The sequence below is a fragment of the Bradyrhizobium sp. JYMT SZCCT0428 genome, from assembly GCF_018131075.1.
In the GTDB taxonomy this organism is placed as follows: Bacteria; Pseudomonadota; Alphaproteobacteria; order Rhizobiales; family Xanthobacteraceae; genus Bradyrhizobium.
Genome location: NZ_JAFCLS010000026.1, coordinates 64,569 through 78,346, shown reverse-complemented (window position 1 = coordinate 78,346; position 13,778 = coordinate 64,569). Strand labels below are relative to the sequence as shown.

The window sequence follows — 13,778 nt, the reverse complement described above, 5'->3', positions numbered from 1 at the left end:
TTAGAGGTGCGCGCAAGAGCGCGCTCCTGCGGACGAGGTCGGTGTAAAGGTCAGGGTAAAGGCATGTCCAATTGCTAGATCTTCTGATAGCGGGACTGGCGACGGGCGCGATCTATGCCATCGTCGCGGTCGGCTTCACGCTGCTGTGGCAGACGTCGCAGACCATCAACTTCGCGCAGGGCGAATTCGTCATGCTGCCGGCGTTCCTGATGCTGGCGGCGATGCACGTCGGCGCGCCGTTCTGGCTCGCGATCGTCATCGGCATGCTGCTGTCGCTGCTGCTGCTCGGCCTCGGCTTCAAGATGCTGCTGGTCGACCCGATGCTGCGCCACGGCGTGTTGCCGCTGGCGATCGCGACCATGGCGCTGGCGATCGGCATCAAGGAAGCCGTGAAACAGTTTTTCAGCGCCGAAGCCTCGCCGTTTCCCTCCATCGTGCCGGCTGGTGATATCTCGATCCTCGGCCGTCAGGTCGCGTTGCAAAGCGTTGGCGTACTCGCGCTCGCCATCGCCGCAGTGGTCGGATTGACCATGCTGTTGAACCGCACGTCCATTGGCCATCAGATGCAGGCCACCGCACAAAATCCGACCGTCGCGCGCATCATCGGCATTCCCGTCGAGCGGATGATCCTGATGACGTTCCTGATCAACGCTTTTCTGGTCGCGCTGGCGTCGCTGCTGATCACGCCGATCTATCTCGCCAAGTTTTCCAGCGGCGAAGTGCTGGGCCAGGCGGCGTTTATTGCCGCGATCGTCGGCGGGTTCAACCAGGTGCGCGGCGCGATCGCCGGCGGCTTGCTGATCGGCGTCGTCGACAATCTCGCGGCGGCCTATGTCTCGACGCAATATCGCGCGGCCGTGCCGATGGTGCTCCTGATCCTCATCATCCTGCTTCGTCCGCAGGGACTGCTTGGCCGCGCTGAGGAGCGTACGGTATGAGCATGTTCAATCGATATTGGCGCATCGCGCTCGGTGTGGTCGTGATCGCGGCCCTGATCATCGCGCCGATGTACCTCAATCGCTACGGCCTGTTCATCCTGAGCCAATGGGCTGTCATGACCATCGCCGCGATGGGGCTCAACCTGACGCTGGGCTATGCTGGCCAGGTGTCGCTGGCGCAGGGCGCCTTCGTCGGCATCGGCGCCTATTCCGCAGCGATCATGACGGCGAACGGGATGCCGCTGATCGCGGGGCTCGGCGTTGCCATCGTCCTGTGCTTTGCGATCGGCTGGATCCTCGGTTATCCGGCGCTGCGGGTGCAGCATCATTATCTTGCCTTCGTGACGCTGGCATTTTCCACGCTCGCCTTCCTGGTGTTCCGCAACGAGAGCTGGCTGACCAACGGCATCTACGGCATCAGCAACATTCCGCGCCCGACGATTCTGGGATATCCGACCAATCGGCCGCTGCCCTTCTATTATGTCTGTCTCGGTTCGCTGGCGCTGGTGTCGTTCGCGACCTGGTGGCTGATCCGCTCGCCCTGGGGCCGCGCCTTCGTGGCCCTGCGCGAAAACCCGGTGCGGGCGCTCTCGCTCGGCATCGATACAAGGCGCTACACCTTGATGGCGTTTGCGATCGGCTCGGCGCTCGGCGGCGTCGCCGGTACATTGTATGCGCCGCTGACGCAGTATATCGATCCGGTGCCGTTCAACCTCTCCCTTTCGCTCGATCTCTTGATGATGGTGATCGTTGGCGGTTCGGGGTTCTTCTTCGGCCCGTTCCTGGGCGCGATGATCGCGGTGCTGCTGCCGGAATGGCTGCGCTTCACCCAGGGCTATTACCTGATGCTCTATGCTGTCGCCGTGATCCTGCTGCTGATCTATTCGCCGAGCGGCATTCTGGGCATCCTCGATCGCTATCTGACCGAGCGCCGCACCAAGGCCGCCTCCGCGCTGCGCGCGGTCGCGAAATCAGGACTGGAGCCGGCTCCATGACCGCGGTTCTCGAAATCAGCGACATCAAGAAGAATTTCGGCGGCATCAAAGCGGTCGATGGCGTCAGCTTCGACGTGCAGGAAGGCGAAATCCTCGGCCTGATCGGCCCGAACGGCTGCGGCAAGTCGACCTTGTTCAATTGCATTCTTGGCCAGTTGCAGCCGAGCGCCGGCGAGGTGAAGGTCGATGGCAAGGTCGTTACCGGGTTTCGGCCGTCGGATTTGAACCGGCTCGGCGTCAGCCGCACCTTCCAATTGCTTCAGGTGTTTCCAAAACTGTCGGTGCGGGAAAATCTCATCCTCGCCGGCCAGGAGCACCAGGGCAACATGCTGTCGCGGCTGCTGGGTCCATCGGATGCGGGCCTCAGCAAGGCGGCCGATCAGATGATCGAGTTCTTCAAGCTCGGCCATCTCGCCGGTGAACTGGCCGGCGGATTGTCCTACGGCCAGCAGAAACTGCTCGATGCGGCCATGGCCTTCATGGGCGGACCGCGGCTGGTGCTGCTCGACGAGCCCGCCGGCGGCGTCAATCTGACGATGCTCGGCGATCTCAAGGCGCGGCTGGCCGAGATCAACCGCGAGAAGCGCGCCACCTTCGTCGTGATCGAACACAACATGGAATTCGTGATGTCGCTGTGCTCGCGCGTGGTGGTGATGGCGGAAGGCAAGGTGCTGGCGATCGGTACGCCCGCTGAAATCCGTGCCAACAGCGCGGTCATCGACGCGTATCTCGGCCACTGAACCGGTGGATGAGGGAACACAGATGAGCGAACCCATCCTCGACGTTAAAGGCCTGGTCGGCGGCTACGGCAAGATGACCATCCTGAACGGCACCAGTTTTTCGGTGCCGGCGGGCACCATCACCACGGTGATCGGGCCGAACGGCGCCGGAAAATCCACCGTGTTCAAGGCGATCTTCGGCCTGCTGAAGCTGCGCGAAGGCACGATCACGTTCAAGGGGCGTGATGTCACCGGTCTCAGCCAGCGCGAACTGCTCACCACAGGCATTTGCTACGTGCCGCAGGGCCGCAACATCTTCCCGGAACTGTCCGTGCGCCACAATATCGAGCTCGGCGCCGTGGTCGCGGGACGCGATATCCCCGATCTGCCGGCGCGCATCGAATCTGCGCTCGATCGATTCCCGATTCTGCGCAAGAGGGCAACGCAGCAGGCGTCCACGCTGTCGGGCGGCGAACAGAAGCAGCTCGAAATCGCCCGCGGCCTGTTGCTCAATCCGCAATTGATGCTGGTCGACGAACCGTCGATCGGGCTGTCCCCGCTCATGATTCGGCAGACGTTCGGCATCCTGCAGGATTTGCGCGACCGCGGCGTTTCGATCCTGCTGATCGAACAGAACGCGCGCTCGGCGCTGGAAATTTCGGACTACGGCATCGTGCTCGAACTCGGCCAGACCCGTCTCGTCGACAGGGCCGACAAGGTGCTCAGCAATCCCCGCGTCGGCCAGCTCTTCCTCGGCGGCGCGATCGATCAGCCATCTGCATAAACGACAACTACAGCAAAATCACTGGGGGAACGGAACGATGTCGATCACACCGGGCAAACTTATTTGGGCGGCACTGTTGCTCGCCGCCAGCGGCCAGATAACGCCGGCCCTGGCGCAGCAACTTGCCTGCGACGATGGCATCAAGACGGCCTTCAAGCCTGACGCCGAGACGATCGTTGTTGCGGTTCGCCAGGTGAAGAAGGGCGAGGAATTGAAGGCGCCCGATGCGCCGCAGCCGATAACGGCGGCGGCAGACATCTGCCTGGTGAAGTTGCTGGTGGGCCCCGGCGCCACCTCGGAAAAGGACAAGACCGCGCGCTCCTACTCCGAGGGCATCGGCATCGAGGTCTGGCTGCCGGCGCCTGCCAACTGGAACGAGCGCATCCGCAATTATGGCGGCGGCGGATGGGTCGGCGGCGGACATCGCTATGCCGATCAGATCGGCAGCAAGGTCCCGGCGATCGTCAACGCCAATATCGGCTATGCGTCGGGCACGTCAGATGCCGGACAGCCCTGGTACCAGGACGGCTCGTTCACATTCCTCTCCGACGGCAAGCTCAATGCCGAGTCGCTGCGCGACTTCTCGGTGCGCGCGATGGTGGAGCAGGCCAACAAGACCAAGGCGCTGGTCAACGTCTATTACGGCAAGGCGCCCAAATACACTTACTATGACGGCCATTCCCAGGGTGGCCGGCAGGGCATGAAGGTCTTCCAGGAATACCCCGAACTCTACGATGGCTATCTGATCGCGCAACCCGCGCCGAATATCGCGAAGTTCGGAACGTCCGGATTGTATCCGCAGATCGTGATGAAGACCGAACTCGGCTTCACTGCGGTGAACAAGGACGCGGCCAAGGCGTTTGCCGCCAAGGTCGCCGCCGCCAACCAGCGCGCCGTCGCCGCCTGCGACACCGCCGGGCTCGGCTTCCTGCTCGATCCCTTTGCCTGCAACTACAACCCCGCGCGCGACGCCGCGGCGCTGTGTGCCGGTGCTGCCGGCGACGGCGTGACCGGCAGCAATCCGGATGCCGCGACCTGCATGAGCGCAAAAGAAGCGATGGCGCTGAACCGGATCTGGTACGGCGCTACACCGGATGGCAGTTTCGACGCCGCCCAGACGCCGGACAGCCGCAGCGGCAAGTCGCTCGGCCCCAAGCAGGTCTGGTGGGCGTTCACCCGCGGGACCGGGATTGGCGGCCAGATCACGAGCGCCGGTGCGGACGCCGTTGCCCAGGCGATGCAGGACGTCAGCTATGCCGCTGACGCCAGCGCGAGCTCGGCCATACCGATCACCAACGCTTCGACAGCCGTGCGCAACAAATGGCTCGAACTCGATTATGCCGGTCTGGCCGACGCCGTCGCCAAGAACGTCGCGCTGCAGCCGACGCTGTTCAGCAACCTCATCACCGACAAGGCTGACCTTGCAAAACTGCGCGACCTCGGCCGCAAGGTGGTGATCTGGACCGGCCTCGTCGACGATGCGATCCCGCCCGCCGGCAACATCAACTATCATGAGCGCGTGCTGGCTCAGATGGGCGGACACGCCGAGGTCGCGAAGTTCATGCGGATGTATCTGGTGCCGGGCGCCGCGCACTCTTCACAGGGCCGCGCCTACACGGTCGGCGGCAAGAATGACACCGTGCCAATGCCTAAATTGCCCGGCAACGCCAACCAGACGCCGACGCGCGAGCAGGACCAGTTCTTCACCGCGCTGGTCGATTGGGTCGAGAAGGGCGAAGCGCCCGGCGACATCCTCCTGACCTCGCGCGACAAGAGCATCAGCTATCCGATCTGCGTCTATCCGCTACATACGACCTGGAACGGTAGTGGGCCAGTGACGCAGGCCACCAGCTTCAGCTGCAGGTAGAGTAACGCGGATCGATGTGTTAGCTGATAGGAGCGGCGGGGCGTGATCGCGCCGCCGGGAATGTCAGAAGCGATCGACCATGAGCGAGCAACAAACCGGAACAGGCGCGCGGACCCACGAAGTGCTGGGCCTGCTCGGCTTCCTCCTGGTCGCCACCGCCCAGGTCTCCAACATGATCCTGGCGCGCGGCGTGGCCGGAAGCGTTCCGCCGTTCTCGATCGCGTTCTTCCGCTGGAGCATCGTGGCGCTCGGCCTGCTGCCGGTCGTCGTGATGGCGCTGCGCGAGAAGCCCGCAGCGTTGCGCGGGCAGTGGCCGGGCATCGCGCTGGCCGGCTTTCTCGGCATGTTCATCTGCGGCGGCCCGGTCTATGTCGCCGGGATCACCACGTCGGCGATCAACCTCGCGCTGATCATGGCGCTGTCGCCGATCGTCGTGCTGCTGTTCTCCTTTGCCACGGGGCGGGAATCCATTGCCCGCAGGCAAATCATCGGCATGGCGGTCGCGCTGGCGGGCGCGCTCCTGATCATCACCAAAGGACAGGCCTCGGTCGGGACGGGCCTTTCCACCGGCGATCTGCTGGCGCTGCTCGCCATGCTGGGCTGGGCCGGATACACCTTGATGCAAAATCGCGTCGGCCAGGGCGTCAGCTTCCTGGCGCGGATCGGCCTGTTCGCGGCGGCCGGCGCGCTGTTCTCGCTGCCGTTTGCGGTTCATGAAATCTGGCAGACGCCATCAGCCGCCTTCACCGGCCGTGCCGCGCTCGTCTATCTCTTCGCTGGCCTCGTCCCCGGGCTGTTTGCCTATGCGGCCTATGCCTTTCTAGGCGCGCGCTTCGGCGCGGTATCGACGTCGCTCAGCCTCTATCTCGGCCCGATCGTCAGCGCGGTGCTGTCGATCCTCTTTCTCGGCGAGGCGCCGACAATCATCCATCTGATCGGCGGCGCGCTATCGCTTGGCGGCATGTATTTGTGCTTGCAGGCCAAGCCAGGCGAGGCGCGATAGCCTCTATTCGATCACCGCATGATCCGGCGCCACCGACTGGGCGCGCAGCGTCGCCTTGGTCGAACCGATCATGATGGCCAGCGGGATCGAGACCAGGACGAACAGCATCACCAGCTGGTAGTCCTGCGAGAAGGCGATGATCTGCGACTGCGCCTTGACCATGGCGTCCGCCATGGCGCGGCCAGTATCGGTGGTAAGATCGATCATGCCGCGCACATTGGGCATCTGCAGGGCGTGGTTGAACGGGTTGATATTTTCCGACAGCCCCGCATAGACCCGCCGCGATCCCTCGGTCAGCTGCGAGATCACGATGGAAATGCCGACCGAACTCGCGACGTTGCGCATCAATGTCAGCATCGAGGTGCCATCGGTGCGCAAATGATTGGGCAGCGTCAGGAACGCGACGGTCGAGAGCGGCACGAACACCAGCCCAAAGCCAAATCCCTGCAGCACGCTGATCACGACGATCTCGGTGACGCCGGTCTGGTCGGTCCACCCCGTCATGTAGAACAGCGAGATAGCCGTGATGCTGAGGCCCGTGATGATCAGACTGCGCGCCTCGACAAAGCGCATCATCCGGCCGACCAGCATCATCGCGACGAAGGTGCCGCAGCCGCGGGTCGCCAGCAGCACGCCCGCAGTGATGATGGGATAGCCGATCACGTTCTGCAGGAACGGCGACGACAGCGCCATGGTCGAGAACAGCACGAGGCCCATGACCGCCATGAACACGCAGCCGCCGACGAAATTCTTGTCCTTGAACAGCGCGAACTGGATGAACGGCTTCGAGGTCGTGAACGAATGCGCCAGGAAATAATAGAAGCCGATGCCGGCGATGATGAACTCGGCGATGATCTCGTTGGATTCGAGCCAGCCGAGCTGCTCGCCGCGGTCGAGCGCCAGCTGCAGCGATCCGATCGAGACCGCGAGCGCCGTGAAGCCGAACCAGTCGAAGCGCAGCGCCTGGTCTTTCTTGGTCTCGTCCATGAAGATCATGAGGCCGAGCACGGTGAAGATGCCGAACGGCAGGTTGACGAAGAACACCCAGTGCCAGGAATAGGTTTCGGTCAGCCACGCGCCCAGTGAGGGTCCCATGATCGGGCCCATCATCACGCCCATGCCCCAGATCGCCATCGCCTTGGCGCGCTCATGCAGTGCGTAGGAATCTAGCATCACCGCTTGCGACAGCGGCACCAGTGCCGCGCCGAACACGCCCTGCAGCAGACGAAACAGCACCATCTGGTTGATGTCCTGCGCCAGGCCGCACAGCACGGAAGCAATCGTGAAGCCGCCCGAACAGATGATGAAGATGCGCTTGCGGCCGAAGCGGTTGGCGATCCATCCCACCGGGGCCGTCATGATCGCGGCCGCGACGATATAGGAGGTCAGCACCCAGTTGATCTGGTCCTGCGAGGCCGACAGCGAACCCTGCATGTAGGGCAGCGCGACATTGGCGATGGTGGTGTCGAGCGCCTGCATGATCGTCGCCGTCATGGCGCAGATCGTCACCATGTTCCGGCGCAGGCCGGGAACCGCAGCTGGTGTCGGGCCCGGCGCCGCCATGGTCAGTCGGTTTCGTGGTTAGCCGCAGCCGGCGAGAGGCCGAGCAGGTGCGCGAGCGAGCGGCGGTGGTTGGTATCGATGCTGGCATAGACGCTCATGCCGGCCTTGAGCTTGCGGACGAACTTGTCGTTCCTGTCGAAATAGATCCGCACCGGGACGCGCTGCACCACCTTGACGAAATTGCCGGTGGCGTTCTGCGGCGGCAGGATCGCGAACTGCGCGCCGGTGCCGGGCGAGAGCGAGCCGACCGTGCCCTTGAACACGTGGTTGGGGAAGGCGTCGACGTCGAGCGTGACGCTCTGGCCGACCGCCACATAGGTGAAATCGGATTCCTTCGGATTGGCGTCGACCCAGGGGTTGGCGACGTCGATGATGGAAAACACCGGGCTGCCCGCCATCACGAAGCGGCCGAGCTGGATCTGTTCGACCTGTGTCGCGACGCCGTTCATCGGCGCGCGCACGGTGGTCAGATCGAGGTTGCGCTGGGCGTCGTCGAGCGCGGCCTTGGCCTGCATGTAGGCCGGAAACGCTTCGAGCGGCAGTTCGGGATCGCCGAGCAGCTGGTTGAGGGCGTTGGATCGCTGTTGCGTGACGAGCTGGCGCTGCGCCTGTGCGGTGACCAGGGTCGTGGCGCTGTTGTCGAGATCGAGCTGCGAACCGGCCTGGCTCTTGACCAGCGAATTCTTGCGTTCGACGTCCTTTTGCTTGAGCGCGATGCCGGCGTTCACCAGTTCGATGGTCTGTCCGTAGAGCTTCACGTTGGCGACAAGGGTGTCGTGACTGACCTTGGCGTCGTCAAGTTTGGAGCGCGCCTGCGCTACCGCCAGCCGGAACGGCACCGGGTCGATCTGGAACAGGGTGTCGCCGGTCGAAACCTGCTGGCCTTCCTTCACGGTCACGTTGATGATCTTGCCCGACACGTCCGACGTGATCAGCACCTTCTGCGCACCGACATAGGCGTCGTCGGTGGTCACGTAGCGGCCGCCGTTGAGATAGAAGGTGATGCCGGCCACCGCTGACACCAGCGGCAGCACCACCAGCAGCAGGAAACGCCGATAGCGGCGCATGCCGGCCATCAGCCGACGGCGCGGCTCCGCGGCCAGTTTCGGACGCGGGGTCGGTTCGGCGCCCTTCTGTTCGGCGGCCTTCTGTTCAGGGGGAAATTTGAGCACGGGATCAGCCATAACGCTGCTCCTTTCGGGACGGTTCGCTGGGCGGATTCTGGACCGCGTTGCGAACGTTTTCCTTGATCAGGTCGAGTTGGGCGAGCAGCCGGTGGGCATCGGCGGGGTTGATGCCGTCGAGCGCGGTCGCGGTGAGCTCGGAGCGCAAGCCGCTGAGCTTGCCGAGCAGCGGGCGCGCGGCCTTCTTCAGATAAAGCCGGTTGACGCGGCGGTCGGTCTCGTCGCCGCGGCGCTCGATCCAGCCATTGTCGCAGAGCTTGTCGATCAGCCGCGTCAGCGTGATCGGCTGCATTTCCATCAGTTCGGCGAGTTCCGTCTGCTTCAGGCCCTCGGATCGTTCGACCTTGGCCAAAACCGCCCATTGCGCGCGGGTGATGCCATAGCGCGCCGCCTGCTTGTCGGCATAGGCGCGCATCATCCGCTGCACCTCGCCGAGCGTAAACAGGAAGTTCATATCGACGGAACCGCGCATCGCCAGCCTCCATAAGCTTTGGATATTATAAGCTTGCTTATGAATTCCGCATGCAGGGTTAGCAGTTACCAGCTCCGCCCTCAGAACATGGCTGCTGTCTGCGGAACCGCCGGGCTTTGGTATTGCCCGCCAAAATGCTACAAACCTGACGCAATGACCCTGGCAAAACCCACCTTTCCCGCACCCGACCACGATCACGGCCGTTGTGCCGCCGACGCGATCGCGCATGCCGAGCAGGTTTGCGCCAAGCGGGCGCAGAAATTCACCCCGATCCGGCGGCAGGTGCTGCAGGCGCTGCTGTCCAGCCACCGTCCGCTCGGGGCCTATGAGGTGATCGACGAACTCGCCAAATCGATGCCGCGGCCGGCGCCGATCACCGTCTACCGCGCGCTGGATTTCCTGATGGAAAACGGCCTCGTCCACCGCATCGAAAGCCGCAACGCCTTCCTCGCCTGCGCGCACGACCATGACGCGACCGCGATGGTGGCGTTCCTGATCTGCGACCATTGCGGCTCGGTCGGCGAAATTCCCGCAGCGCCCGTGGCGCAAAGCCTCAATGCGGCGGCGCGCGCCTCCGGCTTTGCGCCAAAGCTTTCCGTCGTCGAGATTGCCGGCACCTGCGCGCATTGTCAGAAATAAGAACGCGGCGCCAAGCCGGGCTACGAGGATAAATGTCGTCCAATCCTGTGATCTCTGCCGCCGGGCGTGCCCTCACCCCGGGCGCTATCGCCTTGATGCTGATGCTGTGCCTCAGCTGGGGTTTCAATCAGATCGCGGTGAAGCTGGTTCTGCCGGACGTGCCGCCGATGCTGCAGGCCCTGGTCCGCTCGCTTGGCGCGTTGCCGGTGTTGCTGATCATCGGCTGGTTTCGCGGCGTCAGATTCTTCGAGCGCGACGGCACGCTGTGGCCGGGCGTCATTGCGGGCATGATCTTCGGGATTGAATTCGTGCTGATCTACCGCGGCCTGCTGCTGACGTCGGCATCGCGGGCCGCGGTGTTCTTGTACACGGCGCCGTTCTTCGTAGCCCTCGGCTCCTATGTCTTTCTCGGCGAACGGCTGCGCGCCTCGCAATGGGGCGGGCTCGCTTTAAGTTTTGCCGGCGTGGCGCTGGCGATCGGCGTCCCCCAGGCCAATGTCGATGCCAATGTGTTGATGGGCGATCTCTTGATCGTCGTGGGCGGCGCGCTGTGGGCGACCACGACGCTGATCGTCAAGGCGACCGCGCTGATCAAGGCGCCGGCAGAAAAGGGGCTCGGCTATCAGGTGGCGATCTCGATCCCGATCCTGGCGCTTGCGGCGTGGATTTCCGGCGAAACCATCACCCATATTCCCGGGCCGCTGTCGCTGGCGCTGCTGGCCTATCAGGCGTTCTGGGTCGTGGGCCTGACGTTCCTGCTGTGGTTTGCGCTGGTGAAAACCTATTCGGCCAGCAAATTGTCGGCCTTCACCTTCATCACGCCGCTGTTCGGCGTGGTCGCCGCGTATTTCATCCTGCACGACACGCTGACGCTGGCCTTCGGCGTCGCCGCGCTGCTGGTGATCGCCGGGCTCTATCTCGTCAACCGGCCGGAAGCGGCGAGGGCGGAAATAGCGCCGGATCCTAACGTTTGACGGGGTATGGACCCGTCATGGCCGGGCATAGCCGTCTGAAGGACGGCGTCGCTTGCGCTCGCCTATGTCCCGGCCATCCACGCCTTTCTTGCTTGATGGCGGGCAAAGACGTGGATGCCCGGCACAAGGCCGGGCATGACGACTGGCCCTAATCCGTCTCGATCGGCAGCGCCTCGTCCTTGGCCCACTCGCCCATCGAGGCGTCATAGAGGGTGAGGTTGTCGTAACCAAGCCGGTGCAGCAGGAACAGATCGATGGTGGCCGAGATGCCGCCGCCGCAATAGGCGATCACCTGCTTGTCCTTGCGCAGGCCTTGCGTTGCAAATTTCTCTTCGGCATTGGCGAGCAGCACGAAGACCCGCGTCGCGGGATCGAGCAGCGTTGCCGCTGACACGTTGCAGCTGCCGGGAATCCTGCCGGGCCGCCCATAGCGGCTTGGCTCCAGGCCTTTGTGGAATTGCGGGCCGAGCGCATTGACGACGACGGCGCTGTGATCCCTGACAGCAGCTAGCACCTCGTCCTTGCCGACGAAAAAGCCGGGCCTCGGCTTCGCCTTGAACTTGGCCTTCTTGTATCCCTTAGGCGCGCCGGTCTCGATCTCTCGCTCTTCGGCCTTCCATTTGTCGAAGCAGCCATCGAGAACAGCGACATTGTCAAAGCCGAGCGATCTCAGCATCCACCAGAACCGCGTCGCCCACATCGGCGTGCCGATGGAATAGAGCACGACGCGGCTGTCCGGGCCGACGCCGTGCCGCCCGAACGCCGCCTCGAGCTGCGCGATGTCAGGCATCATGAAGCGAAGCTCGATACCCTGTTTGGAGAATTCGCCCTGCAGGTCGAGAAAATCCGCGCCGGGAATATGGCCGGCCGCGAAGGTCTGGTCGCCGGGCACCGCGATATAGGGCGCGTCGCTGCCCTTGGGCGCCGGTTCGAGATAGGTCGTGCAATCGAACAGCCGCAGGTTGGGCTGATCGAGGATGCCGGCGAGTTCCACCGTGCTGATGAGCTCCGACATGCTGACCTCCGGTTAATTTGAACAATGCTAGGGTGTGCGGCGACGGATGAAAAGCCGGGCTGCCCGGCGCAAGCAGCTCTTTCAATCCGGCGATTCCTGTCCAATATAGCTGACAGGGGAGGCCGAGTGTTGATCGCCCACCTCGAACCGCAATGGCCGGATTAAGTCATTGAAAATACAGAGATAAAAGTCAAATTCGGGTGCGGCCGGCTGGCCCATTCCCGTCCCCTTGGTGAATGTCACCAAAACCTGATATTCGAGACGCCATGAACAAGCCCGAAAAACCGCCGCAAGACGACGTCGCCGGCCCCAGCGCCCGGCATAAAACCACCCAGGTCATGGTCGGCAATGTCGCCGTCGGCGGGGGTGCCCCGATCGTCGTGCAGTCGATGACCAACACCGACACCGCCGATATCGACGGCACCATCGCCCAGGTCGCCGCCCTCTCGCGCGCCGGCTCGGAAATGGTCCGGATCACGGTGGACCGCGAAGAGGCGGCCGCCGCCGTTCCGCACATCCGCGACGGCCTGCGCAAGCGCGGCATCACCACGCCCCTGATCGGCGACTTCCACTACATCGGCCACAAGCTTCTGGCGGATTATCCGGCCTGCGCCGAAGCGCTCGACAAATACCGCATCAATCCCGGCAATGTCGGCTTCAAGAACAAGCGCGACACCCAGTTCGCCGACATCATCGAGATCGCCAACAAGAACAACAAGGCGGTCCGCATCGGCGCCAATTGGGGTTCGCTCGATCAGGAACTGCTGACCAAGCTGATGGACGAGAACATGCTCTTGCCGAACCCGCGCGATGCGCGGGCGGTGATGCGCGAGGCGATGGTGCAGTCGGCGCTATTGTCGGCGGCGCGCGCCGAAGAGCTCGGCATGCCCAAGAACAAGATGATCCTGTCGGCGAAGGTTTCCGCCGTGCAGGATCTGATCTCGGTCTACGAGGTGCTCGCGGAGCGCTCGGATTACGCGATCCATCTCGGCCTCACCGAGGCCGGCATGGGATCGAAGGGCATCGTGGCGTCTTCGGCGGCGCTCGGCATCCTGCTGCAGCAAGGCATCGGCGACACCATCCGCATTTCTCTGACGCCCGAACCCGGCGGCGATCGCACGCTGGAAGTCCAGGTCGCGCAGGAACTGCTGCAGACCATGGGTTTTCGAACTTTCGTGCCGCTGGTCGCGGCATGCCCCGGCTGCGGCCGCACCACGTCAACCACGTTCCAGGAACTGGCGCGCTCGATCCAGGATTTCATCAGGGAAGAGATGCCGGGCTGGAAGACGCAGTATCCCGGCGTCGAAGCCCTGAACGTCGCGGTCATGGGCTGCATCGTCAACGGCCCCGGCGAATCCAAGCACGCCAATATCGGTATTTCCTTGCCCGGCACCGGCGAAGCCCCGGCCGCCCCTGTGTTCGTCGACGGCAAGAAGTTCCGAACGTTGCGCGGCCCGAGCATCGCAGCCGACTTCAAGGCGCTGGTGATCGATTACATCGATCAGCGCTATGGGGCGAATGCCAAGGCGCCGGTGACGGCGGCGGAGTAAACTCTCTCCACACGTCGTCCCCGCGAAGGCGGGGACCCATAACCACAGGGCTTTGTGGTTATGCCGGGCTGTGGC

The 13,778-nt window shown here is 63.6% G+C and carries 13 protein-coding genes; 9 read left to right on the top strand and 4 right to left on the bottom strand.

Annotated elements, in window-relative coordinates; all coding sequences use genetic code 11:
- Positions 1-71 precede the first annotated feature (71 nt).
- The 6 genes from JQ575_RS25265 to JQ575_RS25240 all read left to right on the top strand — a co-directional run bounded on the left by JQ575_RS25265 (position 72) and on the right by JQ575_RS25240 (position 6,306).
- Positions 72-938 carry a branched-chain amino acid ABC transporter permease gene (locus JQ575_RS25265; RefSeq protein WP_212035849.1) on the top strand — a complete coding sequence of 289 codons (867 nt, stop codon included), beginning with the start codon at positions 72-74 and terminating at the stop codon, positions 936-938.
- Positions 935-1,933 (top strand): branched-chain amino acid ABC transporter permease, encoded by a 999-nt coding sequence (locus JQ575_RS25260; protein ID WP_212035848.1) that lies wholly within the window; start codon positions 935-937, stop codon positions 1,931-1,933. Before JQ575_RS25265 ends, JQ575_RS25260 begins: the two co-directional genes overlap by 4 nt.
- The gene (locus JQ575_RS25255) at positions 1,930-2,673 is read left to right on the top strand and encodes an ABC transporter ATP-binding protein (protein ID WP_192736421.1); all 744 of its coding nucleotides are present in this window, start codon (positions 1,930-1,932) and stop codon (positions 2,671-2,673) included. The genes JQ575_RS25260 and JQ575_RS25255 overlap by 4 nt, the downstream gene beginning before the upstream one ends.
- Before the next feature lie 22 nt (positions 2,674-2,695).
- Complete coding sequence (locus tag JQ575_RS25250; protein WP_212035847.1) at positions 2,696-3,436, top strand: ABC transporter ATP-binding protein; 741 nt, start codon at positions 2,696-2,698, stop codon at positions 3,434-3,436.
- A 37-nt stretch (positions 3,437-3,473) separates the two neighbouring features.
- The gene (locus JQ575_RS25245) at positions 3,474-5,303 is read left to right on the top strand and encodes a tannase/feruloyl esterase family alpha/beta hydrolase (protein ID WP_212035846.1); all 1,830 of its coding nucleotides are present in this window, start codon (positions 3,474-3,476) and stop codon (positions 5,301-5,303) included.
- Positions 5,304-5,382: 79 nt separating this feature from the next.
- Entirely contained in the window at positions 5,383-6,306 is a 924-nt protein-coding gene (locus JQ575_RS25240) for a DMT family transporter (RefSeq protein ID WP_212035845.1), read from the top strand.
- 3 nt (positions 6,307-6,309) lie between these two features.
- Here the strand turns inward: JQ575_RS25240 and JQ575_RS25235 are convergent, their stop codons facing one another.
- Genes JQ575_RS25235 through JQ575_RS25225 form a run of 3 tightly spaced genes read right to left on the bottom strand, consistent with a single transcriptional unit; the run spans position 6,310 to position 9,525 of the window.
- Entirely contained in the window at positions 6,310-7,869 is a 1,560-nt protein-coding gene (locus JQ575_RS25235; RefSeq protein WP_212035844.1) for an MDR family MFS transporter, read from the bottom strand.
- Positions 7,870-7,871: 2 nt separating this feature from the next.
- Entirely contained in the window at positions 7,872-9,053 is a 1,182-nt protein-coding gene (locus JQ575_RS25230; protein ID WP_212035843.1) for an HlyD family secretion protein, read from the bottom strand.
- Positions 9,046-9,525 (bottom strand): MarR family winged helix-turn-helix transcriptional regulator, encoded by a 480-nt coding sequence (locus JQ575_RS25225; RefSeq protein ID WP_212035842.1) that lies wholly within the window; start codon positions 9,523-9,525, stop codon positions 9,046-9,048. The genes JQ575_RS25230 and JQ575_RS25225 overlap by 8 nt, the downstream gene beginning before the upstream one ends.
- 153 nt (positions 9,526-9,678) lie before the next feature.
- Between JQ575_RS25225 and JQ575_RS25220 the strand changes: the two genes are divergently transcribed.
- On the top strand, positions 9,679-10,164 hold the full coding sequence (locus tag JQ575_RS25220) for a Fur family transcriptional regulator (protein WP_212035841.1): 486 nt from the start codon (positions 9,679-9,681) through the stop codon (positions 10,162-10,164).
- A 32-nt stretch (positions 10,165-10,196) separates the two neighbouring features.
- Positions 10,197-11,138: a DMT family transporter gene (locus JQ575_RS25215; protein WP_212035840.1), complete on the top strand. Its 942-nt coding sequence runs from the start codon at positions 10,197-10,199 to the stop codon at positions 11,136-11,138.
- Positions 11,139-11,286: 148 nt separating this feature from the next.
- On the opposite strand, the gene JQ575_RS25210 is transcribed toward JQ575_RS25215, so the two are convergent.
- A complete protein-coding gene (locus tag JQ575_RS25210) occupies positions 11,287-12,153 on the bottom strand; it encodes a sulfurtransferase (protein WP_212035839.1) in 867 nt (288 codons plus the stop codon).
- A gap of 266 nt (positions 12,154-12,419) precedes the next feature.
- Here JQ575_RS25210 and ispG point away from each other — a divergent pair, with 266 nt between their 5' ends.
- Entirely contained in the window at positions 12,420-13,703 is a 1,284-nt protein-coding gene (gene ispG / locus JQ575_RS25205) for a flavodoxin-dependent (E)-4-hydroxy-3-methylbut-2-enyl-diphosphate synthase (RefSeq protein ID WP_212035838.1), read from the top strand.
- The last annotated feature ends 75 nt before the right edge of the window (positions 13,704-13,778 follow it).